Raw genomic sequence first — 24,844 nt, forward strand, 5'->3', positions numbered from 1 at the left:
TGGTATGACGCCGGTCATACACTCGTCCCGTCTGGCTTGTGAAGCATTTCACGAGCGTGCGGGAGGAGGCGCGAATGACCGCGGTGGAACATGACGCCGACGTCATTGTCGTGGGCGCCGGTCCCGGTGGGTCAGCGACTGCGTACCACCTGGCCCGGCACGGCGTACGGGTGCTGTTGTTGGAGAAGACCGAGTTCCCCCGGGAAAAGGTCTGCGGCGACGGGTTGACCCCGCGCGCCGTGCGCCAGCTCGTCCGGATGGGTGTGGACACCTCGCCCGAGGCGGGCTGGCTGCACAACCGCGGCCTGCGGGTCATCGGCGGCGGGGTGCGCCTCGAACTGGACTGGCCGGAGCTGGCCAGCTTCCCCAACTACGGTCTGGTGCGCACGCGGCTGGACTTCGACGACCTGCTCGCCCAGCGGGCGGTGGCCGCCGGCGCGAAACTGCGGACCAACGTCAACGTGCTAGGCCCGGTGCTCGACGGCGACGGCCGCGTCACCGGCGTCGAGGCGGAGGTCGGGCCGGGCAAGGAGCCCACCACCTTCCACGCCCCGCTGGTCGTCGCGGCGGACGGCGTCTCCGGCCGGTTCCCGCTCGCGCTCGGGCTGGCCAAGCGGGAGGACCGGCCGATCGGCGTCGCCGTCCGCCGCTACTACCGCTCGCCGGCCAAGCACGAGGACAACTACCTGGAGTCCTGGCTGGAGCTGCGCAGCAAGGACAGCGGCGACAACCTGCTGCCCGGGTACGGCTGGATCTTCGGCCTCGGTGACGGGCGGGTCAACGTCGGGCTCGGCGTGCTCAACTCGTCCTCGGCGTTCGGCAAGACCAACTACCGCCGGCTGCTCACCGACTGGCTCGCCAACACCCCGGAAGACTGGGGGATGACCGACGAGACCAACGCCGACGGCCCGATCCTCGGTGCCGCGCTGCCGATGGGCTTCAACCGGGTGCCCCACTACACCCGGGGTGTGCTGCTGGTCGGCGACTCGGGCGGCATGGTCAACCCGTTCAACGGCGAGGGCATCGCGTACGCGATGGAGTCCGGCGAACTGGCCGCGGAGGTCATGGTCCAGGCCCTCGCCCGCCCGGCCGGGCCGGAACGCGAGCGCGCGCTGCTGGCGTACCCGAACGAGCTGAAGGCCCGGCTCGGCGGCTACTACCGGCTGGGCGGCATCTTCGTGAAACTGATCGGCCGCCCCGAGATCATGCGGATCGCCACCAAACACGGCATGCCGCACCCGACGCTGATGCGTTTCGTGCTCAAGCTGTTGGCCAACCTGACCGACCCGCGCGGCGGGGACGCGATGGATCGGGTCATCAACGCGATGACGAAGGCCGCCCCAGCCGTATAAGTAGGACGGCATCGGCGCTGGTCACGGCACCGATGCCGACAAAGATCGACCCCCGCCGACTGCCACTGCGAGGGACGTGAATAGTGTGATTTTCGTCAAGCACCGAGGGCAGGGAAGGACGAGCAGGAGAAAACGATGTCGCTCTCGCCTTACGCACCGATCATCGGGCTGTTCGCCCTCGCCGCGGCGTTCTCGCTGTTTTCCGTTGGCGCCGCCCGCTTCGCCGGTCCCCGTCGCTACAACAAGGCCAAACTCGAGGCTTACGAGTGCGGCATCGAGCCCAGCCCGCAGCCGGTCGGCGGCGGGCGGTTCCCGATCAAGTTCTACCTGACGGCGATGCTCTTCATCGTCTTCGACATCGAGATCATCTTCCTCTACCCCTGGGCGGTCTCGTTCGACGCTCTGCCGATCTTCGGCTTCGTGGAGATGGTCCTGTTCATCGTCGCGGTCTTCGTTGCGTACGCCTACGTGTGGCGGCGCGGCGGCCTGGACTGGGACTGAGGAAGGAACGTCAGATGGGCATCGAGGAGAAGCTTCCCGCCGGCGTCCTGCTCACCTCGGTGGAGAAGCTGGTCAACTGGTCTCGGAAGTCGTCCGTGTGGGGCGCCACCTTCGGCCTGGCCTGCTGCGCCATCGAGATGATGGCCGCCGGTGGTCCGCACTACGACATGGGCCGCTGGGGCATGGAGGTCTTCCGGGCGTCGCCCCGGCAGGCCGACCTGATGATCGTGGCCGGCCGGGTGAGTCAGAAGATGGCGCCGGTGCTGCGCCAGATCTACGACCAGATGGCCGAGCCGCGCTGGGTGCTCTCGATGGGCGTCTGCGCCAGCAGCGGCGGCATGTTCAACAACTACGCGATCGTGCAGGGCGTCGACCACGTGGTGCCTGTCGACATGTACCTGCCCGGCTGCCCGCCCCGGCCGGAGATGCTCATCGACGCGATCCTCAAGCTCCGCGAGAAGATCATGTATGAGCCGCTGGGCCCGAACGGCCGCAAGATGCTGGCGGCCCGCCAGGAGCGCGGCGACGTTCCGATCGTGCCCTACGGCTCGATGCCCTCCTCGTACCGCAGCGACAAGGCCCGGCGCGCCGAGTGGACCCGGGCGGTCCGCGAGGGCCGCGAGGAGCAGCTGCGCATCGAGAACTGGATGAACGCTCAGAACCACCTCCACCCGCAGGCAGGCCCGAAATGACGTCACCCACGGACAAGCCAAACGACGGCGGAGTGCCGCTGCCGGTGGTGCCGGCCGGCGCCACCAGTGGTGCCCCCGCCGAGTTCCCGCCGGCCAGCCCGGCCGGTCGCGGGATGTTCGGCAACCAGGGCACCGGCGACGTGTCCGGCTACGGCGGCCTGGTCCGCCAGCGCCAGCCCATCGAGGAGGCGTCCCGGCCGTACGGGGGCTACTTCGACGAGGTCCGCGACGCGCTGGAGGAGGCGTACCCGGCCTTCAACGACGCGATCGAGAAGGTCGTCGTCGACCGGGGTGAGCTGACCCTGCACGTACGCCCGGAGCGGATCGCCGAGGTGTGCCAGGTGATGCGGGACGACCTGGCGCTGCGGTTCGAGCTGTGCTCCTCGGTGTCCGGTGCGGACTACCTGGGCGCCGACGAACGCCGGCTGCACGTGGTCTACCTGCTCACCTCGATGACGTACCGGCGGCGGGTCCGGCTGGAGGCTGCGGTCTCCGTCGAGGCCCCGCACCTGCCCAGCGTGACCGCCATCTACCCGACGGCGGACTGGCAGGAGCGCGAGGCGTACGACATGTTCGGCATCGTCTTCGACGGCCACCCCAACCTGACCCGGATCCTCATGCCGGACGACTGGGAGGGCCACCCGCAGCGCAAGGACTACCCGCTCGGCGGCGTCCCCGTCGAGTACAAGGGCGCGGAGATCCAGCCGCCGAACGAGCGGAGGTCGTACCAGTGAGCGCGAGGAGTGCAGCGGAGCGGAGCCCCGCAGTCGCGATCGGAGGGCCGGCGCTGTGACGACGTCGAACTACGCCAGCGAGCGCGAAACCGACGAGGGCCGGGTCTTCACCGTCACCGGTGGGGACTGGGACACGATCGTCTCGGGCACCGACCCGATCAACGACGAGCGCATCGTTGTCAACATGGGTCCGCAGCACCCGTCCACGCACGGGGTGCTGCGGCTGATCCTGGAGCTGGAGGGCGAGACGGTCCGCGAGGCCCGCTCGGTCATCGGCTACCTGCACACCGGCATCGAGAAGAACCTCGAATACCGCAACTGGGTCCAGGGCTCGACGTTCGTCACCCGGATGGACTACCTCGCCCCGATCTTCAACGAGACGGCGTACGCCCTCGCGGTCGAGAAGCTGCTCGGCATCACCGACGACATCACCGAGCGGGCCACCACGATCCGCGTGCTGATGATGGAGCTCAACCGGATCTCGTCGCACCTGGTCTGGCTGGCCACCACCGGCATGGAGCTGGGCGCGATCTCGATCATGCTGTACGGCTTCCGGGAGCGGGAGTACATCCTCGACATCTTCGAGACCATCACCGGCCTGCGGATGAACCACGCGTACGTGCGGCCGGGCGGTGTGGCGCAGGACGTGCCGGACGACGCGATCGTCAAGATCCGCGAGTTCCTCAAGATGATGCCGAAGAAGCTCAAGGAGTACGAGGACCTCCTCTCCGGCCAACCGATCTGGACCGAGCGGACGAAGAACGTCGCGGTGCTGGACGTCACCGGCTGTGTGGCGCTCGGCATCACCGGCCCCGTGCTGCGCTCCGCCGGCCTCGCCTGGGACCTGCGCAAGACCATGCCGTACTGCGGCTACGAGACGTACGAGTTCGACGTGCCGACCCACCCCGACGGTGACGTGTGGGGTCGCTACCAGGTCCGGCTCGCCGAGATCCGGGAGTCGATGAAGCTGGTCGAGCAGGCGCTGGACCGGCTCCGTCCGGGCCCGGTGATGGTCGCCGACCGCAAGATCGCCTGGCCGGCGCAGCTCGCCATCGGCGTGGACGGCATGGGCAACTCGCTGGAGCACGTCGCGAAGATCATGGGTCAGTCGATGGAGTCGCTGATCCACCACTTCAAGCTGGTGACCGAGGGCTTCCGGGTCCCGCCCGGCCAGGTGTACGTCGCCATCGAGGCGCCCCGCGGCGAGCTGGGCGTCCACGCGGTCTCCGACGGTGGCACCCGGCCCTACCGGGTGCACTACCGGGAGCCGAGCTTCGTCAACCTGCAGGCCCTCCCGGCGATGGCCGAGGGCGGTCTGATCGCCGACGTGATCGCCGGCGGCGCCTCGTTGGACCCGGTGATGGGTGGGTGTGACCGATGACGACGACTTTCACTGACGAGACCCGGGAGCGGGCGCGCGACATCATCGCCCGTTACCCGGCGGACCGGTCCCGCTCGGCGTTGCTGCCGCTGCTGCACCTGGTGCAGGCCGAAGAGGGGTACGTCTCCCCGGCCGGGGTCGCGTTCTGCGCCGAGGTGCTGGGGCTGAACAAGGCCCAGGTCGGCGCGGTGGCGACCTTCTACACGATGTACAAGCGCAAGCCGACCGGTGACTTCCTGGTCAGCGTCTGCACCAACACGATGTGCAACGTGCTCGGTGGCCAGGAGGTCTACGACACCCTCGCCGAGCACCTCGGCGTCGGGCACGACGAGACCACAGCGGACGGCACGATCACGCTGGAGCACGCCGAGTGCCTGGCGGCGTGCGACTACGGCCCGGTGATGACCGTCAACTACGACTTCTTCGACGGCGTGGACGCCTCCACCGCTGTCGGTGTGGTCGACGAGCTGCGGGCCGGCGGTCGGCCGATGCCGACCCGGGGTGCGCGGCTCTGCACGCTCAAGGAGATGGCGGTGCAGCTCGCCGGTTTCGCCGACGAGCGCGACGGTGCGGTCGCCGACGGCGGGCCGGGCGAGCCCACCCTGCGCGGGCTGCGGCTGGCCCAGCAGCACGGCGTCTCGGTGCCGGGCTTCGACCCGAACACCCCGATCCGCAGCAAGGCCGAGGCCGACAAGGCCGCTGCCGAGGCGAAGGCGAAGGCGGAGGCCGCCAAACCGGCGCCCGTCGAGGCCAGCGCGGCGCCGGTCAAGGGTGGCGACGGGGCGTCCGCCCCGACGGGGGCGGCCGGGGTCGCCGGGCCGGCGAAGCCGGCAGAGACCACCGAGCCGGCGAGGCCAGAGGCCGCCAGTGGCAGCACCACGCGGGACGTCAAGGCACCGGACGACAAGTCGCCGCAGGTGCGTACCGCCGAGACCCGGCAGCCGGACGCAAGCACGGCAGTGCCGGACGCCCCCGGCACGAAGGTCCCGACGGACGGCACCGGCACCGCGCCCGCGGCTGGCGACGCGCGGTCGGCCGAGGCCGCCGGCGTGGCGGCCAACGCGCCGGCCGGCGACGGCAAGCCCGCCGGCGACGAGGCCGGGGCGCAGGAGCGCAACCTCACCGAAGCGAAGGCTGGGACGGACGCCGACGGCACCGGACCGGCGGACGCGAACGAAACGGGGGCCCAGAAGTGACCACTCCCCGCCCGGAGACGCTGGCCAAGCTGACGCCGGTGCTGACCAAGCGCTGGCTCTCGCCGGACGCCTGGCGCATCGGCACGTACGAGCAGTTGGACGGCTACGCCGCGCTGCGCAAGGCGCTCAAGGCCCACCCGGACGACCTGATCCAGTTGATCAAGGATTCCGGGCTGCGGGGCCGTGGCGGCGCCGGCTTCCCCACCGGCCTCAAGTGGGGCTTCATTCCGCAGGGCGACGGCAAGCCGCACTACCTGGTGGTCAACGCCGACGAGGGCGAGCCGGGCACCTGCAAGGACCTGCCGCTGATGACCCACGACCCGCACGCGCTGGTCGAGGGCGTCATCATCGCGTCGTACGCGATCCGGGCCGCCCGCGCCTACATCTACATCCGGGGCGAGGCGGTGCACGCCGCGCGTCGGCTGCGCAACGCGGTCCAGGAGGCGTACGACAAGGGTTACCTGGGCCGGAACATCCTGCGCAGCGGCTACGACCTGGAGCTGGTGGTGCACTCCGGCGCCGGGGCGTACATCTGCGGCGAGGAGACGGCGCTGCTGGACTCGCTGGAGGGGTTCCGGGGTCAGCCCCGGCTGCGCCCGCCGTTCCCGGCCACCCACGGCCTGTACGCGAGCCCGACGGTGGTGAACAACGTCGGCACCATCGCCAGCGTGCCGCCGATCGTGCTCGGTGGGGCCGACTGGTGGAAGAGCATGGGCACCGAGAAGTCCTCCGGGCCGATGATCTACTCGCTCTCCGGCCGGGTCGCCAACCCGGGCCAGTACGAGTGCTCGATGGGTGTCACGCTGCGCGAGCTGCTGGAGCTGGCCGGCGGCATGCAGCCTGGCCACAACCTGCGGTTCTGGACCCCGGGCGGCTCGTCCACCCCGCTGCTCGCCGCCGAGCACCTGGACGTGCCACTGGACTTCGAGGGGGTGGCGGCGGCCGGCTCGATCCTCGGCACCACTGCCACCCAGATCTTCTCCGACCAGGACTGCCCGGTCTACGCGACGTACCGGTGGCTGGAGTTCTACCACCACGAGTCGTGCGGCAAGTGCACCCCGTGCCGTGAGGGCAACTACTGGATGGTCCGGGTCTACCGGCGGATCCTCGCCGGTCAGGGCACCCACGAAGACCTGGACACCCTGCTGGACACCTGCGACAACATCCTCGGCCGCTCGTTCTGCGGTCTGGGTGACGGCGCGACCAGCTCGGTCACCTCCTCGCTGCAGTACTTCAAGCAGGACTACCTCGACTACATCGAGGGTCGGACCGCACCCAAGCTGTCGGAGAAGACCCTGGTAGGGGCGCACTGATGACCGACGTAGCCAAGCAGACCGAGACCGTCACCCTCACCATCGACGGCGTCGAGGTCACCGCCCCCAAGGGGACGCTGCTGATCCGGGTCGCCGAGCAGATGGGCACCGAGATCCCCCGGTTCTGCGACCACCCGCTGCTGGCCCCGGCCGGCGCGTGCCGGCAGTGCCTGGTCGAGGTGGAGGGCCAGCGCAAGCCGGTCGCCTCCTGCACCCAGACCGTCGCCGACGGCATGGTCGTGCGTACCCAGATCACCTCCCCGGTTGCCAAGAAGGCGCAGGAGGGGGTGATGGAGCTGCTGCTGCTCAACCACCCGCTGGACTGCCCGATGTGTGACAAGGGCGGCGAGTGCCCGCTCCAGAACCAGGCGATGTCCACCGGCCGCACGGACTCGCGCTTCCACGAGCACAAGCGGGAGTACGAGAAGCCGATGGCGATCAGCAGCCAGGTGCTGCTGGACCGCGAGCGGTGCGTGCTCTGCCAGCGGTGCACCCGGTTCTCCGAGGAGATCGCCGGCGACAAGTTCATCGACCTGATGGGCCGGTCGTCCGCCGAAGAGATCAACATCTACCGGGACGACGCGTACGGCGAAGAGGGCGACGCCGGCGACGTTCCGTTCAACTCCTACTTCTCCGGCAACACGGTGCAGATCTGCCCGGTGGGCGCGCTGACCGGTGCCCAGTACCGCTTCCGCGCCCGCCCGTTCGACCTGGTCTCCAGCCCGAGTGTCTGCGAGCACTGCTCGGCCGGCTGCGGGCAGCGCACCGACTGGCGGCGCGGCAAGGTCCTGCGTCGGCTGGCCGGCGACGAGCCGGCGGTGAACGAGGAGTGGAACTGCGACAAGGGCCGCTGGGGCTTCCAGTACACCCGGGCCGCCGACCGGCTGACCACCCCGCTGGTCCGCGACGAGCACACCGGTGAGCTGCGCGAGGCGTCCTGGAGTGAGGCGCTCACCGTTGCCGCCGAGGGGCTGCACATCGCCCGGGAGAGCGGGCAGGGCACTGCGGTGCTCACCGGCGGTCGGCTGACCGTCGAGGACGCCTACGCCTACGCCAAGTTCGCCCGGGTCGCGTTGAACACCAACGACATCGACTTCCGGGCCCGCCCGGTCTCCCGCGAGGAGGCCGACTTCCTGGCCAGCTCGGTGGCCGGGGTCACCGACGTCACCTACACCGACGTGGAGAACGCGCCGGCGGTGGTGCTGGTGGGCCTGGAGCCCGAGGAGGAGTGCCCGATCCTCTTCCTGCGGCTGCGCAAGGCGTACCTGAAGAAGACCCTGACGGTGTACGCGCTGGCGCCCTTCGCCACCCGCGGCCTGGAGAAGCTCGGTGCCAAGCTGGCCCGGGTGGTGCCGGGCGAGGAGGCCAGCGTGCTCGCCGAGCACGCGACGGTCAGCGAGGCGCTGAGCGCACCGGGCGCGATCCTGATCGTCGGCGAGCGGCTGGCCACCGTACCGGGTGGGCTCTCCGCCGCGGCCGACGTGGCCCGGCGTACCGGCGCGAAGCTGGCCTGGGTGCCGCGGCGCGCGGGTGACCGCGGCGCTGTCGACGCGGGCTGCCTGCCCAACCTGCTCCCCGGTGGACGCCTGGTCACCGAGCCGGCCGCCCGGGCCGAGCTGGGTGAGGCGTGGGACATCCCGGCCGGGGTGATCCCGAGCCAGGCCGGTCGGGACACCGACGGCATCCTGACCGCGGCCGCCAACGGGCAGCTCGGCGCGCTCGTCGTCGGCGGTGTCGACCCGGCCGACCTGGCCGACCCGCGACTGGCCGAGTCCGCCCTGGACGCGGTGCCGTTCCTGGTCAGCCTGGAGCTGCGCGCCAGCGCGGTGACCCGGCGGGCGAACGTGGTGCTGCCGGTCGCCCCGGTGGCCGAGAAGGCCGGAAGCTTCCTGGACTGGGAGGGCCGACTGCGCCCGTTCGAGGCGGTGCTGAACACCGCCGCGATGACCGACGGCCGGGTGCTCGACGCGCTGGCCGCGCTGCTAGACGTACGCCTCGGCACGGCCGACGTGCTGAGCGTCCGTCGTGAGCTGGGCACGCTGCCGGCGACGCGGATGTCCCGGCCGGCCGCGCCGTCGGTCGCACCGGGCCCGGTGCCGCAGCCGAACGCCGGGGAGGCCGTGCTGGCCACCTGGCACCAGCTGGTGGACCTCGGCACCCTGACCGAGGGCGACGAGAACCTCGCCGGGACCGCTCGCCCGCCGGTGGTCCGGCTGGGTAAGGGCACCGCCGAGGCGCTCGGTGTGGTCGACGGTGACGCGGTCACTGTCGGCACCGACCGTGGGGCGCTGACCCTGCCGGCGGAACTCACCGAGATGCCGGACGGCGTGGTCTGGCTGCCGACCAACTCACCCGGCTCGACAGTGCGGCGCAGCCTCGGGGCGACGTCCGGCGCGGTCGTCCGGATCTCCGTCCCCGCACCGAGTACGGCCATCCCGGCCGGACGCGTGGCGGCTGACGAGACCGGTCTCCCGGGTCCGCTCCTCAACTCCGGGGGTAACCAGTGAGTCCGATCTACCTGGCCCAGGATCCGACGCTGGCCGACTTCGGCCGGGATCCGTGGTGGCTGGTTCTCGGCAAGATTGTCTTCGCGTTCGCCTTCGGTCTGCTGGCCACCCTGCTCGGCGTCTGGTTCGAACGGCGCGTGGTCGGTTACATGCAGGTGCGGCCCGGCCCCAACCAGGTCGGCCCGTTCGGCCTGCTGCAGACCCTCGCCGACGGCCTGAAGATGGCCTTCAAGGAGGACATCCTCCCGAAGGCGGCCGACAAGGTCGTCTACTTCTTCGCCCCGACCATCTCGGTGATCTGCGCGGTCACCGCCCTGTCGGTGGTGCCGTTCGGCCCGATGGTGAGCATCTTCGGTCACCACACGCCGTTGCAGGTCACCGATGTGCCGGTGGCGGTGCTGCTGCTGCTCGCCTGCTCCTCGATGGGCGTCTACGGCATCGTGCTGGGTGGCTGGGCCTCCGGCTCGACGTACCCGCTGCTGGGTGGTCTCCGGTCGAGCGCCCAGATGATCTCCTACGAGGTCGCCATGGGGCTCAGCATCGTGGCGGTCTTCATGACCGCCGGCACGATGAGCACCAGCGGGATCGTCGCCGCTCAGGGCGACGGCACCCAGCTGACCATCTTCGGCCAGACCGTCCCGGCGCCGGGCTGGTACGCGATCCTGCTGCTGCCGAGCTTCATCATCTTCTTCATCGCCACTGTGGGTGAGACCAACCGGGCGCCGTTCGACCTGCCCGAGGCCGAGTCCGAGCTGGTCGCCGGCTTCATGACGGAATACAGCTCGCTGAAGTTCGCGCTCTTCATGCTCAGCGAGTACGTCGCGATGGTGACCATGTCCGCGGTCACCACCACGCTGTTCCTGGGCGGTTGGCGAGCGCCCTGGCCGATCACCATCTGGGAGGGCGCCAACTCCGGTTGGTGGCCGATGCTCTGGTTCTTCGGCAAGGTGATCGCGCTGGTCTTCGTCTTCGTGTGGTTGCGTGGCACGCTGCCCCGGCTGCGGTACGACCAGTTCATGCGGCTCGGCTGGAAGGTGCTGCTGCCGATCAACCTGGTCTGGATCCTGGTCCTGTCGGGCCTGCGCTCCATCGAGGACTGGGACACCCGCGGCAAGGTGATCGCCGTCGGCATTCCGGCCGGCATCCTGCTGATCGCCACGATCTTCTGGCCCAGCCGGAAGCCGAAGCCGAAGCCGACGACGCAGGAACAGGTCGACAACCGGCCGCACGGGAGCTTCCCGCTGCCGCCGATGGATCTTCAGGTACCACCGAGCCCGCGCATCACGCGCGTGGTCGCCGAGCGGGAGCCGGCCAACATCGTTGCCGGCTCGGACTCCAGGGAGGTGTGACGTGGGCGCGATCACCGGAACGTTCAAGGGATTCGGTGTCACCTTCTCGCACATGTTCAGGAAGGTCGTCACGACCGACTACCCGTTCAAGCCGCCGGTGTCGGCGCCGCGCTACCACGGGCGGCACATCCTCAACCGGCACCCGGACGGCCTGGAGAAGTGCATCGGCTGCGAGCTGTGCGCCTGGGCCTGCCCGGCGGACGCGATCTACGTCGAGGGTGGCGACAACACCGACGAGCAGCGCTTCTCGCCGGGTGAGCGGTACGCCAGCGTCTACCAGATCAACTACGCCCGCTGCATCTTCTGCGGGCTGTGCATCGAGGCATGCCCGACCCGGTCGCTCACCATGAGCAACGAGTACGAGTTGGCCCGGGACAACCGGCAGGACCTGATCTTCACCAAGGAGCAGTTGCTCGCGCCGTTGCTGGAGGGCATGGAGCAGCCTCCGCACCCGATGCGGCTGGGTGACAGCGAGAAGGACTACTACGTCGGCGCGCTGGACAACCCGGGCACCTCCGCCGGTGCGGAGACGTCCCCGATGGGCCCCGGCCGCTACCAGGTCGAGGAGCACCCCGGCGTGACGTTCCCGGGCGCCGAGCAGGCCGCCCAGCGCGTGGCGGCCGGCAAGGGAGAAAAAGCATGACCACGTCTACGGTGCTCGCCGCGGCGGGTTCGGTCCCCACCGGCGAGGCGGTCACCTTCTGGATCCTCGCCCCGCTCGCGCTGATCGGCGGGATCGGGATGGTGGCCGCGCGCAACGCCGTGCACTCGGCGCTGTGGCTGGTGCTGACAATGCTCTGCCTGGGCGTCTTCTACGTGCTCCAGGCCGGTCCGTTCATCGGCATGGTGCAGATCATCGTCTACACCGGCGCGATCATGATGCTGTTCCTCTTCGTGCTGATGCTTGTCGGTCGGGACTCCACTGACTCGCTGATCGAGACGCTGCGCGGCCAGCGCGTCGCCGCGATCGTGCTCGGCCTGGGCTTCGCCGGCCTGGTCGGCACCGGCCTCTACCAGGCGCTCGACCGGACCAACACGGTCGGCCTGGACCAGGTCAACGCCGAGGGGAACGTGCAAGGCATCGCCCGACTGCTGTTCACCAAGTACGTCTTCGCGTTCGAGCTGACCTCGGCGCTGCTGATCACCGCGGCGGTCGGTGCCATGGTGCTGGCCCACGTCGAGCGGCGTAAGCAGGACAAGGTCGACCAGGTGTCGACGATGAAGGCACGCTTCGCCCCGGGCAACTACCCCGGCCCGAAGCCGGGCCCCGGCGTCTTCGCGACCTCCTCCTCGGTGGCCACCCCGGCCCGGCTGCCCGACGGCCGCCTGACCGACCGCAGCACCCCGGCGATCCTTCCGCAGCGCGAGCTGACCGCCGAGGAGACCTCGCTGAAGGGGACGGACAAGTAATGGGAACGTTCTTCTCGGTCGAGCCGACCTACTACCTCGTGCTCGCCGCGGTGCTGTTCACCATCGGCGCCGCCGGGGTGCTGGTCCGGCGCAACGCGATCGTGCTGTTCATGTGCGTGGAGCTGATGCTCAACGCGGCCAACCTGACGCTGGTCACCTTCAGCCGGATCAACGGTGACCTCAACGGCCAGATCATGGCGTTCTTCGTGATGGTGGTGGCGGCGGCCGAGGTCGTGGTCGGGCTCGCGATCATCATGTCCATCTTCCGGACGCGACGCTCGGCGAGTGTCGACGACGCCAACCTGCTCAAGTACTAGAGGGGTCCACCGGTGGAAGAGACTGTGGAATACGCCCAGGCCACGGGGCTGCTTGGGGGCGTCTGGCTGCTGGTGGCGATCCCGCTAATCAGCGCGGCCATCCTGCTGCTGCTCGGCCGCCGGGCCGACCGCTGGGGGCACTGGTTGGGCGTCGCCGCCATCGGCGCCGCGTTCGTGCTCGGCCTGAGCTTCTTCTTCCAGCTGCGTGGCCTGGAGAACAAGTCGGTCGAGCTGAGCCTCTGGGACTTCATCGCCGTCGGAGATCTGCGCGTCGACTTCGGCCTGCTCTTCGACCCGCTGGCCGCGGTCTTCGTACTGCTGATCACCGGGGTGGGTTTCCTGATCCACCTGTACGCGGTGGAGTACATGGCGCACGACGCGGGCCGTCGTCGGTTCTTCGCGTACTTCAACCTGTTCGTCGCGGCGATGCTGCTGCTGGTGCTCGGCAACAACTACGTGATGCTGTACTTCGGCTGGGAGGGCGTCGGTCTGGCGTCGTACCTGCTGATCTCCTTCTGGACCGAGCGGCCGAGCGCGGCCACCGCCGGCAAGAAGGCGTTCCTGATGAACCGGGTCGGCGACGCCGGCCTGGCCATCGGCATCTTCATCATGTTCGCCACCCTGGGCACCACCCAGTACGACGAGGTGTTCAACGGTGTCGGCGCGCTGACCGGCACCACGGTGCTGGTCCTCGGCCTGTTGCTGCTGCTCGGGGCTGCCGGCAAGTCCGGCCAGTTCCCGCTCCAGGCGTGGTTGCCGGACGCGATGGAGGGCCCGACCCCCGTGTCGGCGCTCATCCACGCCGCCACCATGGTCACCGCGGGCGTCTACCTGATCGCCCGGTCCAACCCGATCTTCTCGGCCAACTCGACGCTGCAACTCGTGGTGGTCAGCGTCGGCGCGCTCACCCTGCTGATCGGCTGCATCATCGGTGCGGCCAAGGACGACATCAAGCGGGTGCTCGCCTGGTCGACGGTGAGCCAGATCGGCTACATGTTCCTCGGTGTCGGCCTCGGCGGCGCGGCGTACGCGCTGGCCATCGTGCACCTGCTGGCGCACGGCTTCTTCAAGGCCAACATGTTCCTGGGCGCCGGCTCGGTCATGCACGGAATGAAGGACCAGGTCGACATCCGCCGCTTCGGTGGGCTGTCCAAGTACATGAAGATCACCTGGTTGACCTTCATGATGGGCTGGCTGGCCATCATCGGCATGTTCCCGTTCTCCGGCTTCTTCTCCAAGGAGCCGATCATCGTGGCCGCCTTCGAGCGGGAGGACTGGACCGCCTGGCTCTTCGGCGGTGCGGCACTGCTCGGCGCCGGGCTCACCGCGTTCTACATGACGCGGCTGTTCGTGCTCACGTTCCACGGGCCGCAGCGGTGGACCGAGGACATCGAGCACCCGCACGAGTCGCCGAAGCTGATGACCATCCCGCTGATCCTGCTGGCGGTCGGGTCGGTCGGCGCCGGCTTCCTGCTCGCCACGTCCGTTCCGGACTGGCTGACGGAGACCGCCGGGCTGGGCGGCGAGCACGCGGAGCACGAGGCGGTCCTCTCGCACACCGTGATCACCATCCTGTCGCTGCTGGTCACCGTGCTCGGTGCCGGGCTCGCCTGGTTCCTGTTCCGGGCAGGCACTGCCACCGCGCCGCAGCCGGCCGGCGTGCTGGTCACCGCCGCCCGGCGCAACCTCTACACCGACACGGTCAACGAGGCGGTCTTCGAGAAGCCGGGCATCTTCCTCACCCGGGCGCTGGTGTACCTCGACAACCGGGGCATCGACGGGCTCGTCAACGGGCTCGCCGCCGCGGTCGGCGGGGGCTCGGGCCGCCTCCGTCGGATGCAGACCGGCTTTGTCCGCTCGTACGCCACCTCGATCCTGGCCGGTGCGCTGCTGGTGATGGCGGCGTTCCTGGCGGTGCAGGCGGGGTGGTTGGCGTGATCGACCTCAATACGCCCGCCCCCGCCGGCGGACCACGCATCCACGACGGAGGTAAGGCCGCATAATGTCCAACTTCCCGTTCCTCTCGGTGCTCACCGTGGCGCCGCTGGTGGGCGCCCTGGTGGTGGCCTTCCTGCCGCGCCACCGCCCGGAGCTGGCCAAGCAGGTGGCGTTCGCCTGGTCGCTGCTCGTGCTGGTGCTGTCGGTGGTGATGTGGGTCAGCTTCAACGCCGGCGGTGACCGGTTCCAGTTCCGCGAGTCGTACTCCTGGATTCCGAACTGGGGGGTCAGCTTCACCTTCGCCGCCGACGGCATCGCGCTGGTGATGCTGATGCTGATCGCGGTGCTGGTGCCGCTGGTGATCCTGGCGTCCTGGCACGACGCCGAGTCGTCGAAGCGGTCGGTGCCCGTCTACTTCGCGCTGCTGCTGGTCCTCGAGTGCACGATGATCGGCGTCTTCGCGGCCGCCGACGTCTTCCTGTTCTACGTGTTCTTCGAGGTCATGCTGGTGCCGATGTACTTCCTCATCGGCAGCTACGGCGGCCACCAGCGGCAGTACGCGGCGGTGAAGTTCTTCCTCTACTCGCTCGTCGGCGGTCTGTTCATGCTGGCCGCGGTGATCGGCCTGTGGGTGGTGGGCGGCAAGACCTTCGACTGGCAGGCGCTCTCGCAGGTCGACATCAGCACCGGCACCGAGCGGTGGCTGTTCCTCGGCTTCTTCCTCGCGTTCGCCATCAAGGCGCCGTTCTTCCCGTTCCACACCTGGTTGCCCGATGCCGGTGGCGCCGCCCCGGCGGGCGCGGCGGCGCTGCTCGTCGGCGTGCTGGACAAGGTCGGCACCTTCGGCATCCTGCGCTACTGCCTGCCGCTGTTCCCCGAGGCGTCGAAGTGGTTCGCGCCGTGGGCACTGGCCCTGGGTGTGATCGGCATCGTCTACGCCGCGCTGCTGGCGGTCGGCCAGAACGACCTCAAGCGGCTGGTGTCGTACACCTCGATCGCGCACTTCGGCTTCATCGGCGTGGGCATCTTCGCCTTCACCACCCAGGCCGGCACCGGCGCGGTGCTCTACATGCTCAACCACGGGCTGGCCACCGGCCTGCTCTTCCTGGTGGTGGGCATGCTGATCTCCCGGCGTGGTTCGGCGCTGATCAGCGACTTCGGTGGCGCCGGCAAGCTCGTCCCGGTGCTCGCCGGGGTGCTCTTCTTCGCCGGTCTCGCCTCGCTCGCGCTGCCCGGCACTGCGCCGTTCATCTCCGAGTTCCTGGTGCTGATCGGCACCTTCACCGTGAACAAGCCGGTCGCGGTCATCGCCACGCTCGGCATCATCCTGGCCGCCGCGTACGTGCTGTGGATGGTGCAGCGCACCACCCAGGGCACCCTCAACCCGGCGCTGACCGAGGTCGACGGCATGCGCCGGGACCTCAACCTGCGCGAGAAGGTAGTGGTCGCCCCGCTGATCGCGCTGATCGTGCTGCTCGGCTTCTTCCCCAAGCCGGTCACTGACGTGATCAACCCCGCCGTCCAGGCGACCATGGACGACATCGGCAGAACCGACCCGGCGCCGTCCGTGGGCGGCACCGTCCAGGAGGCGGCAAAGTGACCGAGTTGAAGCTGCCGTCGATCGACTACGCGGCGATCTCTCCGATCCTGATCATGCTGGGCACGGCGTTGCTCGGCGTGCTGGTCGAGGCCCTGGTGCCTCGTCGCTGGCGGCACGTGGTGCAGTTGACGCTGGCGCTGCTCGCGGTGCTCGCGGCCCTGACCATGGTGGTCCTCAGCGCCGATGAGCGGATCATCACCGCGGGTCAGGCGCTCGCGATCGACGGGCCGACGCTCTTCCTCCAGGGCGCGATCCTGGTGCTGGCAGCGATGGCGCTGCTGCTGATCGGTGACCGCTCGGTCGAGCGGGGCGGGGCGTTCGTCGCCCAGGCCGCGGTGACCGCGGAGTCGGCCGACGACCGGCGGCAGGCCGAGGGGCGCAACGGTCTCACCGAGGTCTACCCGCTGACCACGTTCGCGATCGGCGGCATGCTGATCTTCGTGGCGGCGAACGACCTGCTGACCATGTTCATCGCACTCGAGGTCTTCTCCCTGCCGCTCTACCTGCTCTGCGCGCTGGCCCGTCGCCGGCGTCTGCTGAGCCAGGAGGCGGCGATGAAGTACTTCCTGCTCGGCGCGTACGCCTCTGCGTTCTTCCTGTTCGGTGTGGCCCTGATCTACGGCTTCACCTCCGGCATCCCGGGCCGCACGGCCGGCGTCGACTTCGCCACCATCCACGCGGCGGTGGGCGAGTCGCCGGCCAGCCCGGTGCTCCTCTTCGCCGGCATGGCGCTGCTCGCCATCGGTCTGCTCTTCAAGGCCGCGGCGGCCCCGTTCCACGTCTGGACCCCGGACGTCTACCAGGGTGCTCCGACCCCGGTCACCGGGTTCATGGCGGCCTGCACCAAGGTCGCCGCGTTCGGTGCCCTGCTACGCGTCTTCCAGGTCGCGTTCGCCGACGCCAACTGGGACTTCACGCCGGTCCTCGGCGCGGTGGCGGTGCTGACCATGCTGGTGGGAGCGGTGCTCGCTGTCACCCAGACCGACATCAAGCGGCTGCTCGCGTACTCCTCGATCGCCAACGCCGGCTACCTGCTTGTCGGTGTGTTGGCGCCGAGCCGCGACGGGCTGGCCGGCACGATGTTCTACCTGGTCGCGTACGGCTTCTCGGTGCTGGCCGCGTTCGCCGTGGTGACGCTGGTACGGGACGACGACGGCGAGGCCACCCACCTGTCCCGCTGGGCCGGGCTGGGCCGCCGGTCGCCGTTCTTCGCCGCGCTGTTCACGTTCATCCTGCTGGCCTTCGCCGGTATTCCGCTGACCAGCGGCTTCACCAGCAAGTTCGCCATCTTCGGGCCGGCGCTGGAGGGTGGCCAGGCCTGGCTGGTGATCGCCGGTGTGCTGACCAGCATGATTCTCGCGTTCCCGTACCTGCGGGTCGTGGTGATGATGTGGCTCTCCGAGCCGGGCGAGTCCACCCCGACCGTCACGGTGCCGGGTGGGCTAACCTCCGCCGCGCTGATGATCGGTGTGCTGGCGACCCTGGTGCTGGGTGTCGCCCCGGCGCCGCTGCTCGATCTGGCTGCCGGAGCCGCCGAATTCGTTCGGTAACCGAAGGTTCGATCACCGGGGGTCGGCGCGTGTTCACGTGCCGGCCCCCGGTGCGTATCCCCGGGCCGGAGCAGGTCGAACGGGTGTGGCATGGTTGATAGCGTGGTGAATCCGGCGGGCGAGCGTTCAGGTGCCTCCGGCTCCGGCGGTCGACGGGGTCGGGCGAGCACGAGTCAGTTCGGCGCGCTTGGCCTCAGCCTCTCCGATCCCCGTGTCGAGGCGTCCGTGCTGGGTCTTCTGGACACGGTCGAGGTCGAGTTGCGGGCCAGCGTGGCCAGTGCCGACCCGTTCGTCACCGAGGCCGCCCGGCACCTCGTCGAGGCCGGCGGGAAGCGGTTCCGGCCGTTGCTGGTGGCGCTCGGCGCCCAGTTCGGTGACCCGACCGGTGCGCAGGTGGTCCCGGCCGCCGTGGTGATGGAGCTCACTCACCTCGCCACCCTCTACCACGACGACGTGATGGACGAGGCCGCCGTCCGTCGGGGCGCGCCGAGCGCGAACTCCCGGTGGACCAACTCGGTCGCCATCCTGGTCGGCGACTACCTCTTCGCCCGCGCGGCGGACATCGCCGCCGACCTGGGCCCCGAGGCGGTCCGGTTGCAGGCGCGCACCTTCGCCCGGCTGGTGCACGGCCAGATCGCGGAGACGGTCGGGCCGCGCGCCGACGACGACCCGGTGGCCCACTACCTGCACGTGATCGCCGAGAAGACGGGCTCGCTGATCGCCACGTCCGCCCGTTTCGGTGGCATGTTCGGTGGCGCCGCCCCTGAGCACGTGGAGGCCCTGGCCGGGTACGGCGAGACGATCGGCGTCGCCTTCCAGCTCTCCGACGACCTGCTGGACATCGCCTCCGAGTCGGTGCAGTCGGGCAAGACCCCCGGCACGGACCTGCGCGAGGGTGTCCCGACGCTGCCGGTGCTCTACGCCCGCGAGGCGGACGACTCCGACGCGTCGTCGGTGCGGCTGCGGGAGATCCTGGCGACCGGCCCGTTGACCGACGACGCGCTGCACGCCGAGGCGTTGGGGCTGCTCCGGGAGAGCGCGGCGCTCAAGCGGGCCCGGGAGACCGTGCGCAGCTACGCCGAGGAGGCCCGCGCGCAGCTCGCCCCGCTGCCACAGGGCCCGTCCCGCAGCGCGCTCGAGTCGCTCTGCGACTACATCGCCGACCGCACCAGCTGATCCACGCCCCGGCCCGCTGCGGCGGCGGCGCGGGTCAACAGTCGGCTGCCGACGAGCATGAGGGCGGCGGCGAGCAGCATCGCCACGGCCGCGATGGTCCACATCGCCGGGTAACCGAGGTGGGCGGCGAGTGGGCCCAGGCTCAGCGGGCCGAGACAGCCGCCCGCGTACACCCCGGTCTGGGTGATCGAGGTGGCGGCGGCCGGTGACTGCGGGTGGAGCCGGACCACGGCGAAGTTCATCAGGCCGGGCCAGGCCCAGCCCAGGCCGAAGCCGAGCACCACGCCGACCACCAACGGCACCGAGCCGGTCAACGCGAGCAGGCCCAGCCCGGCCGCGCCGACGAGCAGCATCGCGGCGATGAGGGCGACGTGGCCGGTCTCGCGGCGGTCGGCCACCCAGCCGGCGCCCACCCGAGACGCCACGCAGACCGCGCTACCGAGGGTCAGGGTGAGGCCGGCGAGGCCCGGCGACAGACCCCGGGCCGCGGCGGAGTCCACCAGGAAGGTGCCCAGCGAGTTGGCCGCGCCCGAGGCCAACGTCGCCGCCGCGCCGATCACCACCAGCGCCGCCGTCGCCCGACCGGCGCGCGCGGCGCCGGCCCGGCGGGCCGGGCCGGGCAACTGCCGGGGTACGGCGGCCAGCGTCGCCAGCGCGGCCACGGCGGCGGCCACGAACGCCCAGCGCCAGCCGGCGGTGAGCGCGATGGTGGGCACCGCCACCCCGGCCAGCAGGGTGGAGACCGGGATGGCGGCCTGCTTGACACCGAACGACAGCCCCTGCCGCCGGGCCGGCACGTGCTGGGCCAGCGCGGCGTTGCTGGCCAACTGGCCGAGCGCGTTCGCGGCGGCGCTGAGCGCGAGCAGGCCGACCAGCACCGGGTACGACCGGGCGAAGGCGGCCACGGCCAGCATCGACCCGGCGGCCAGCAGGATGCCGCAGCGGGCCACCACTGCCGGCCCGTACCGCTCGACCAACCGCCCGGAGGGCACCGAGGCCAGCGCGCTGATCCCGAAGTAGACGGAGACGGCCAGGCCCAGGCCGGCCGGCGAGAAGCCGAGGTCCGTGCCCATCTGCACGGCGAGACCGCCGAGCAGGAAGACGGGGAGTACGCAGGCCACTGTGGTGACGACTGCGCCGGCGCTGGCCCGGACCGGACGGGGTCGGGCAACGGCCGGATCGGGGGTGTTGGAGGTGTCGGTCATCGTTCGGCAAACCTACGCGAGCCCCGCTCACAGCACTCTTGGTGACTGGCGGGGCACAAGCTGTGGATGGTGATCTGGCATCCTCGACCCGAACAGGCATTTCGCACTGGGCCTGTTTTTCATATGGTGTAAGTCCCCGGCGGCGGAGGTGGTTGTGCGCGACCCCTTGGCAGAACCTTCGGACCTGATTCGCAGCGTGTCCCGAGCGCTACGGGTGCTGGAGTCGGTCGGTCGCGCCCCGAAGGGCCTGACCGTCAAGCAGATCGCCCGGCGCTGCGAGCTGACAGTGGCCACCACCTACCACCTGGTCCGCACCCTCGCCTACGAGGGCTACGTGATCCGTCGCGAGGACGGCACGTACATCGTGGGGTTGGAGGTGGCCGACCGGTACCGGGAGCTGGTGACGGCGTTCCGGGGCCCGCCGGCGGTCGGTGAGACGCTGCGGCGGGCCGCCCTGGACACCGGCTACAGCCACTACCTCGGTCGGTTCGTCGGTGGTCAGGTGGCCCTCACAGCGGTCGCCGAGGGGCACCGGTCGCCCTACCTGGAGGATCTGGTCCCCGGTTTCGACGAGGGGGCGCACGCGACAGCGCTCGGCAAGTCGTTGCTCGCCACCCTCACTACCGACCAGCGCTACCGCTATCTGCGCGAGTACGGCATGCGCCCGTTCACCACCGCCACGCTGACCACCACCGAGAGTTTCGAGGCCGACCTGGCCGCCGGCGACCGGCGTGGCATGCAACTGGAGATGGGGCAGTTCCGCCAGGGGGTGGCCTGCGCCGCGGTGCTCGTCGCGCCGGACAAGGACATGGAACGCCGGGTCGTGCTGGCCTGCGCGTTGCCGGCCAGCGAGATGATGACCTCCGCCCGGGTGGTACGCGCCAAGTTGCTCACAGTGGCCCGCGGCGTGGCCGACAGCATCGCCACCGACAACTGACCGCCGAGAGGCCCTCTCCCGGGCTGGGAGAGGGCCTCTCGGGGCGGTCCGGCGCCGGACCGCCGGAGCAACGTCAGCGGCCGCTCGGCCGCGGGTACGACGTCAGCTGCCCACCGGGCCGCCGTCGAGGCGCCAGGTGACCACCACGCCCGGCTTGGCGTAGTCACCGTCGGGCCAGTTCGAGGCCGGGTTCTCCACCGAGGCCCCGGTGATCTCGCCGGGGTGCTGCACGGCGACGAAGACCGAGCGGTTGTCGCCGGTGATGAACGGGCCGCAGGTCTCCGCGCCGAGCGGCACCGTCATGAACTGCTTGAGGTGACCCCGCTCCGGACCCTCCACGGCGGTGGCGAACAGGCCGTCGTTGCTGCCCAGCGCGTTGCCGTCGGTGGAGATCCAGAGGTTGCCGGTGGCGTCGAAGGCGACGTTGTCCGGGCAGGAGATCGGGGAGACCTTGGCCTTGTCGTACCCGGCGAAGAAGGTCGACGGGTCGGTCGGGTCGCCGCAGACGATCGGCAGCGACCAGGCGAAGGTCTCCGAGGTGTTGTCGTTGCGATCCTCGACCAGCTCCAGGATCTGCCCGTGCTTGTTGGCGTTGCGCGGGTTGGCCTCGTCCGCCTTCGGGTTGCTCCCGACGCCCCGGTTGGTGTTGTTTGTCAGCGCCACGTACACCTTGCCGGTGAGCAGGCTCGGCTCGACGTCCTCGGGGCGGTCCATCTTGGTCGCGCCGACCTTGTCACCGGCGAGCCGGGTGAAGGTGAGCACGTCGGCGGCGGTCATCCCGTCGACGAACGACCGGTTGCCGCTGACCAGCCTGATCCAGCGACCCCGACCGTTGAACGCGCCGTCGGCGGGGAGCTTGCCCGTGCCGTCGATCTCGGCGGCGCTGGTCTGGTCGAGCTTCGCCACGTAGAGCGTGCCGGACTCCAGCAGGGTCAGGTTGTGCTTGCGGGCAGCCCAGGAGTTGCCCTTCATGAACTTCTTGTCCGAGACGAACTTGTAGAGGTAGTCGAACCGCTCGTCGTCGCCCATGTACGCGACCACGTGGCCGTCCTTCGCGACGATCACGTTGGCGCCCTCGTGCTTGAACCGGCCCAGCGCTGTGTGCTTGCGCGGGCGGCTCTCCGGGTCGAACGGGTCGATCTCGACGATCCAGCCGAACCGGTGTGCCTCGTTGGGGTGCTTCGCCAGGTCGAAGCGCTCGTCCGCGCGCTCCCACTTGCGGCTGCCGCTGGGGTAGCGGCTGGCGGTGCTGATGCCGTAACGGTCCAGCTTCGGCTTCAGCTCGGCCGGGGCGGCGTCGGCGCCCACGAAGTACTGGTTGAAGTTCTCCTCGCCGGAGAGCACAGTGCCCCACGGGGTCACGCCACCGGCGCAGTTGTTCAGCGTGCCGACGACAGTGCGGCCCCTGGGGTCGGCGGCGGTCTTCAGCCAGGCCGAGCCGGCGGCCGGGCCGGTCAGGTCGAACTTGGTGCTCAGCGCGGTGACCCGCCGGTTGTACGGCCGTGGGCCCTTGCCCACCGGCTTCCACTGCCCGGTGCCCGCGACCCGCTCAAGCTCCACCACTGACATGCCGTGCGCGGCCATGGCGGTGCGCAGCTGCTCCACGGAGAGCCCGTCCAGGCCGGGGAAGCCCGGGAACATCAGGTCCTCGTTCGTGTACTCGTGGTTGACCACGAGCAGTGCCCGCTTACCCTGCTTGTCCAGCGGCAGCACGCCCACGAAGTCGTTGTTGTAACCGAACTGCTTGGACTGCGCGGCGGCGGTCTGGTGGTGCAGGTCGAACTCCGGCGCGCCCGGCAGCACCGGGTCACCCCACTTGATCACCACGGCGTGGTCGTAGCCGTTCGGCACGACCAGGGTGTCCAGCTTGTTTGGTGGGATCGGCTTGAAGGTCAGCGCGCCGTTGCCGACCCCGGTGCCGGGACGACCGAACCCGAAGTTCTCCGGTACGTCCGGGGCGGTCGGGGCCGCCATGGCCGGGGCCGCTCCGGCGAGCGCGCCGGCTGCCGCGCCGCCGAAGCCGAGCACCAGCGCGCCGACCGCGCCGGCCCGGACCACGCCACGCCGCGACACCTCGGCGTTCACCACGTCACCGAAGTACGCGTTGTCGGAGGTGTTCGGGACCGGGTGGTCACACGCGTTTCCGCACCGGTACAGACAGGTCATGGCATCACGGGTGCCATGGCGGGTGCCGTTCAACAGGGGGAGCAGCCGGGGACGGTCGCTCATGGGGGAAGCCTCCAGAGAAGTCGGTGGCACGACAGGCGGCGTACCAGCCGGACGCTAGGAGGACGTGGTGAGCGCTCGTCAGCCGCGATGTGAACCGGGCATGAACACCTTCGTCGGTGGCACCACCACGCAACCGGTCTGACCTCGGGCTGAACCGATCGGCGTGACAGCACGTATTCCCGAGCGAACGCACCGCCGGACGCGCGCCGGAAGCGAGGAGACCGCCATCAGCGACCACGACGCCCAACTGCTGCGCGCGCTGCACGACGAGCACGCGGAGGCGCTGTACGCCCATGCTCTGCGGCTGGTCAACGGGGACCGGCAGCGGGCCGAGGACCTGGTGCAGGAGACGCTGCTGCGGGCCTGGCGACATCCGGAGTCACTCGACCCGAGGCGTGGATCGGTGCGGTCCTGGCTGTTCACCACCGCCCGCAACCTGGCCATCGACGCCTGGCGGCGCCGATCCACCCGGGTCGGCGAGGTGTTCACCGACGATCTGCCCGAACCGCCCGAGGTGATCGACGAGGCCGAACGGGCGGTGGAGGCGTGGACCGTCGCCGAGGCGCTGAACCGGCTCAGCCCGACCCACCGGGAGGTGCTGGTCGAGTGCTTCTACCAGGGGCGGTCGGTGGCCGAGGCGGCGTCCCGCCTGGGCGTACCGCCAGGGACCGTGAAATCCCGCACCCACTACGCGCTGCGGTCTCTACGGTTGGTCCTGGCCGAGATGGGGGTGACGGGATGACCCGGTGCGAGTTCGCGTACGACGACGGCGCGTACGTGCTGGGCGCCCTGGCCCCCGCCGAACGGGCGGCCTACGAGCGGCACCTCGGCGGGTGCGCCGAGTGTCGGGAGGCGGTCGCCGAGATCGCGGTCCTGCCCGGGTTGCTCGGGCGCCTCGACCCGGCGGGGTTGGAGCAGATCCTGCCGCCGCCGGCTCCGCCCCGGGTGCCCGCACTGCTCGACGAGGCCCGCCAGCGCCGTCGTCGGGAACGCGCCGCGGACCGGCGACGGTACGCACTGACCACACTGGCCGCCGCCGGGCTGGCGCTGCTGGTCGGCGTGGGCACCGCAGTGGCGCTGCCCCGAACGGTCGACCCGTCCGGGCCGCCCGGCGCGCAGGGCACATCGACACCACAGGTGTCGATGGTCGCCATGCGGCCGGTGGCCGCCGCCGGGCCGGTGCACGCCGACCTCGGGCTCACCGGCACCAAGTGGGGCACCCAGGTGACCATGCGCTGCGGGTACGACGCGCGGACGAGCTACGGCAAGGCGTACCCGTTCCGGCTGGTGGCGCGGGGCCCGAACGGCGCCACCGAGCAGATCGGCTCCTGGTTGGCGGCGCCCGGCGACGACCTCAGCTTCACCGGCGCGACGAGGTTCACCGACGCCGAGCTGGTAAGCGTGGAGCTGCAAAAAGCCGACGGCACGCCCCTACTGACCTACGCCGTCCCCTAAAC

The 24,844-nt window shown here is 70.3% G+C and carries 21 protein-coding genes; 19 read left to right on the plus strand and 2 right to left on the minus strand.

The window, feature by feature from the left end:
* Positions 1-74 precede the first annotated feature (74 nt).
* From KBX08_RS23070 to KBX08_RS23145, 16 genes are all read left to right on the plus strand, one after another.
* Positions 75-1,352: a geranylgeranyl reductase family protein gene (locus KBX08_RS23070; RefSeq protein WP_210785486.1), complete on the plus strand. Its 1,278-nt coding sequence runs from the start codon at positions 75-77 to the stop codon at positions 1,350-1,352.
* Positions 1,353-1,487: 135 nt separating this feature from the next.
* Complete coding sequence (locus KBX08_RS23075) at positions 1,488-1,853, plus strand: NADH-quinone oxidoreductase subunit A (protein WP_007454588.1); 366 nt, start codon at positions 1,488-1,490, stop codon at positions 1,851-1,853.
* Between the two features lie 14 nt (positions 1,854-1,867).
* Positions 1,868-2,545, plus strand: a complete 678-nt coding sequence (locus KBX08_RS23080) for an NADH-quinone oxidoreductase subunit B family protein (RefSeq protein WP_124821345.1) — start codon at positions 1,868-1,870, stop codon at positions 2,543-2,545.
* Positions 2,542-3,279 carry an NADH-quinone oxidoreductase subunit C gene (locus KBX08_RS23085; RefSeq protein WP_112620361.1) on the plus strand — a complete coding sequence of 246 codons (738 nt, stop codon included), beginning with the start codon at positions 2,542-2,544 and terminating at the stop codon, positions 3,277-3,279. Before KBX08_RS23080 ends, KBX08_RS23085 begins: the two co-directional genes overlap by 4 nt.
* Before the next feature lie 55 nt (positions 3,280-3,334).
* Entirely contained in the window at positions 3,335-4,660 is a 1,326-nt protein-coding gene (locus tag KBX08_RS23090; RefSeq protein WP_210785487.1) for an NADH-quinone oxidoreductase subunit D, read from the plus strand.
* Positions 4,657-5,856: an NADH-quinone oxidoreductase subunit NuoE gene (gene nuoE / locus KBX08_RS23095; protein ID WP_210785488.1), complete on the plus strand. Its 1,200-nt coding sequence runs from the start codon at positions 4,657-4,659 to the stop codon at positions 5,854-5,856. The genes KBX08_RS23090 and nuoE overlap by 4 nt, the downstream gene beginning before the upstream one ends.
* Positions 5,853-7,169: an NADH-quinone oxidoreductase subunit NuoF gene (gene nuoF, locus KBX08_RS23100; RefSeq protein ID WP_112585688.1), complete on the plus strand. Its 1,317-nt coding sequence runs from the start codon at positions 5,853-5,855 to the stop codon at positions 7,167-7,169. Before nuoE ends, nuoF begins: the two co-directional genes overlap by 4 nt.
* Positions 7,169-9,676 (plus strand): NADH-quinone oxidoreductase subunit G, encoded by a 2,508-nt coding sequence (locus KBX08_RS23105; protein ID WP_210785489.1) that lies wholly within the window; start codon positions 7,169-7,171, stop codon positions 9,674-9,676. Before nuoF ends, KBX08_RS23105 begins: the two co-directional genes overlap by 1 nt.
* Positions 9,673-11,025, plus strand: coding sequence for an NADH-quinone oxidoreductase subunit NuoH (nuoH, locus tag KBX08_RS23110; RefSeq protein WP_210785490.1), 1,353 nt, complete (start codon positions 9,673-9,675; stop codon positions 11,023-11,025). Before KBX08_RS23105 ends, nuoH begins: the two co-directional genes overlap by 4 nt.
* Position 11,026: 1 nt before the next feature.
* Positions 11,027-11,668 (plus strand): NADH-quinone oxidoreductase subunit NuoI, encoded by a 642-nt coding sequence (nuoI, locus tag KBX08_RS23115; RefSeq protein WP_210785491.1) that lies wholly within the window; start codon positions 11,027-11,029, stop codon positions 11,666-11,668.
* Positions 11,665-12,435 (plus strand): NADH-quinone oxidoreductase subunit J, encoded by a 771-nt coding sequence (locus KBX08_RS23120; RefSeq protein WP_210785492.1) that lies wholly within the window; start codon positions 11,665-11,667, stop codon positions 12,433-12,435. The genes nuoI and KBX08_RS23120 overlap by 4 nt, the downstream gene beginning before the upstream one ends.
* A complete protein-coding gene (nuoK, locus tag KBX08_RS23125) occupies positions 12,435-12,752 on the plus strand; it encodes an NADH-quinone oxidoreductase subunit NuoK (protein WP_210785493.1) in 318 nt (105 codons plus the stop codon). The genes KBX08_RS23120 and nuoK overlap by 1 nt, the downstream gene beginning before the upstream one ends.
* Positions 12,753-12,764: 12 nt before the next feature.
* A complete protein-coding gene (gene nuoL, locus KBX08_RS23130) occupies positions 12,765-14,690 on the plus strand; it encodes an NADH-quinone oxidoreductase subunit L (RefSeq protein ID WP_210785494.1) in 1,926 nt (641 codons plus the stop codon).
* Positions 14,691-14,754: 64 nt separating this feature from the next.
* Positions 14,755-16,290: an NADH-quinone oxidoreductase subunit M gene (locus KBX08_RS23135; protein ID WP_112585696.1), complete on the plus strand. Its 1,536-nt coding sequence runs from the start codon at positions 14,755-14,757 to the stop codon at positions 16,288-16,290.
* Positions 16,287-17,840 (plus strand): NADH-quinone oxidoreductase subunit NuoN, encoded by a 1,554-nt coding sequence (gene nuoN / locus KBX08_RS23140; RefSeq protein WP_210785495.1) that lies wholly within the window; start codon positions 16,287-16,289, stop codon positions 17,838-17,840. Before KBX08_RS23135 ends, nuoN begins: the two co-directional genes overlap by 4 nt.
* 90 nt (positions 17,841-17,930) lie before the next feature.
* The gene (locus tag KBX08_RS23145) at positions 17,931-19,016 is read left to right on the plus strand and encodes a polyprenyl synthetase family protein (protein ID WP_210785496.1); all 1,086 of its coding nucleotides are present in this window, start codon (positions 17,931-17,933) and stop codon (positions 19,014-19,016) included.
* Here KBX08_RS23145 and KBX08_RS23150 read toward each other — a convergent pair.
* Positions 18,992-20,221 (minus strand): MFS transporter, encoded by a 1,230-nt coding sequence (locus KBX08_RS23150; protein WP_210785497.1) that lies wholly within the window; start codon positions 20,219-20,221, stop codon positions 18,992-18,994. The genes KBX08_RS23145 and KBX08_RS23150 overlap by 25 nt on opposite strands.
* Before the next feature lie 154 nt (positions 20,222-20,375).
* Here KBX08_RS23150 and KBX08_RS23155 point away from each other — a divergent pair, with 154 nt between their 5' ends.
* A complete protein-coding gene (locus KBX08_RS23155; protein WP_210785498.1) occupies positions 20,376-21,158 on the plus strand; it encodes an IclR family transcriptional regulator in 783 nt (260 codons plus the stop codon).
* Between the two features lie 102 nt (positions 21,159-21,260).
* Here KBX08_RS23155 and KBX08_RS23160 read toward each other — a convergent pair whose 3' ends face one another.
* Complete coding sequence (locus KBX08_RS23160; RefSeq protein ID WP_210785499.1) at positions 21,261-23,387, minus strand: PhoX family phosphatase; 2,127 nt, start codon at positions 23,385-23,387, stop codon at positions 21,261-21,263.
* Positions 23,388-23,613: 226 nt separating this feature from the next.
* On the opposite strand from KBX08_RS23160, the gene KBX08_RS23165 reads away from it, so the two are divergent.
* Entirely contained in the window at positions 23,614-24,129 is a 516-nt protein-coding gene (locus KBX08_RS23165) for a sigma-70 family RNA polymerase sigma factor (RefSeq protein WP_051708644.1), read from the plus strand.
* Positions 24,126-24,842 carry an anti-sigma factor gene (locus KBX08_RS23170; protein ID WP_210785500.1) on the plus strand — a complete coding sequence of 239 codons (717 nt, stop codon included), beginning with the start codon at positions 24,126-24,128 and terminating at the stop codon, positions 24,840-24,842. Before KBX08_RS23165 ends, KBX08_RS23170 begins: the two co-directional genes overlap by 4 nt.
* Positions 24,843-24,844 lie beyond the last annotated feature (2 nt).

Origin of the sequence: Micromonospora sp. H61, assembly GCF_018070325.1 — a bacterium.
In the GTDB taxonomy this organism is placed as follows: domain Bacteria; phylum Actinomycetota; class Actinomycetes; order Mycobacteriales; family Micromonosporaceae; genus Micromonospora; species Micromonospora salmantinae.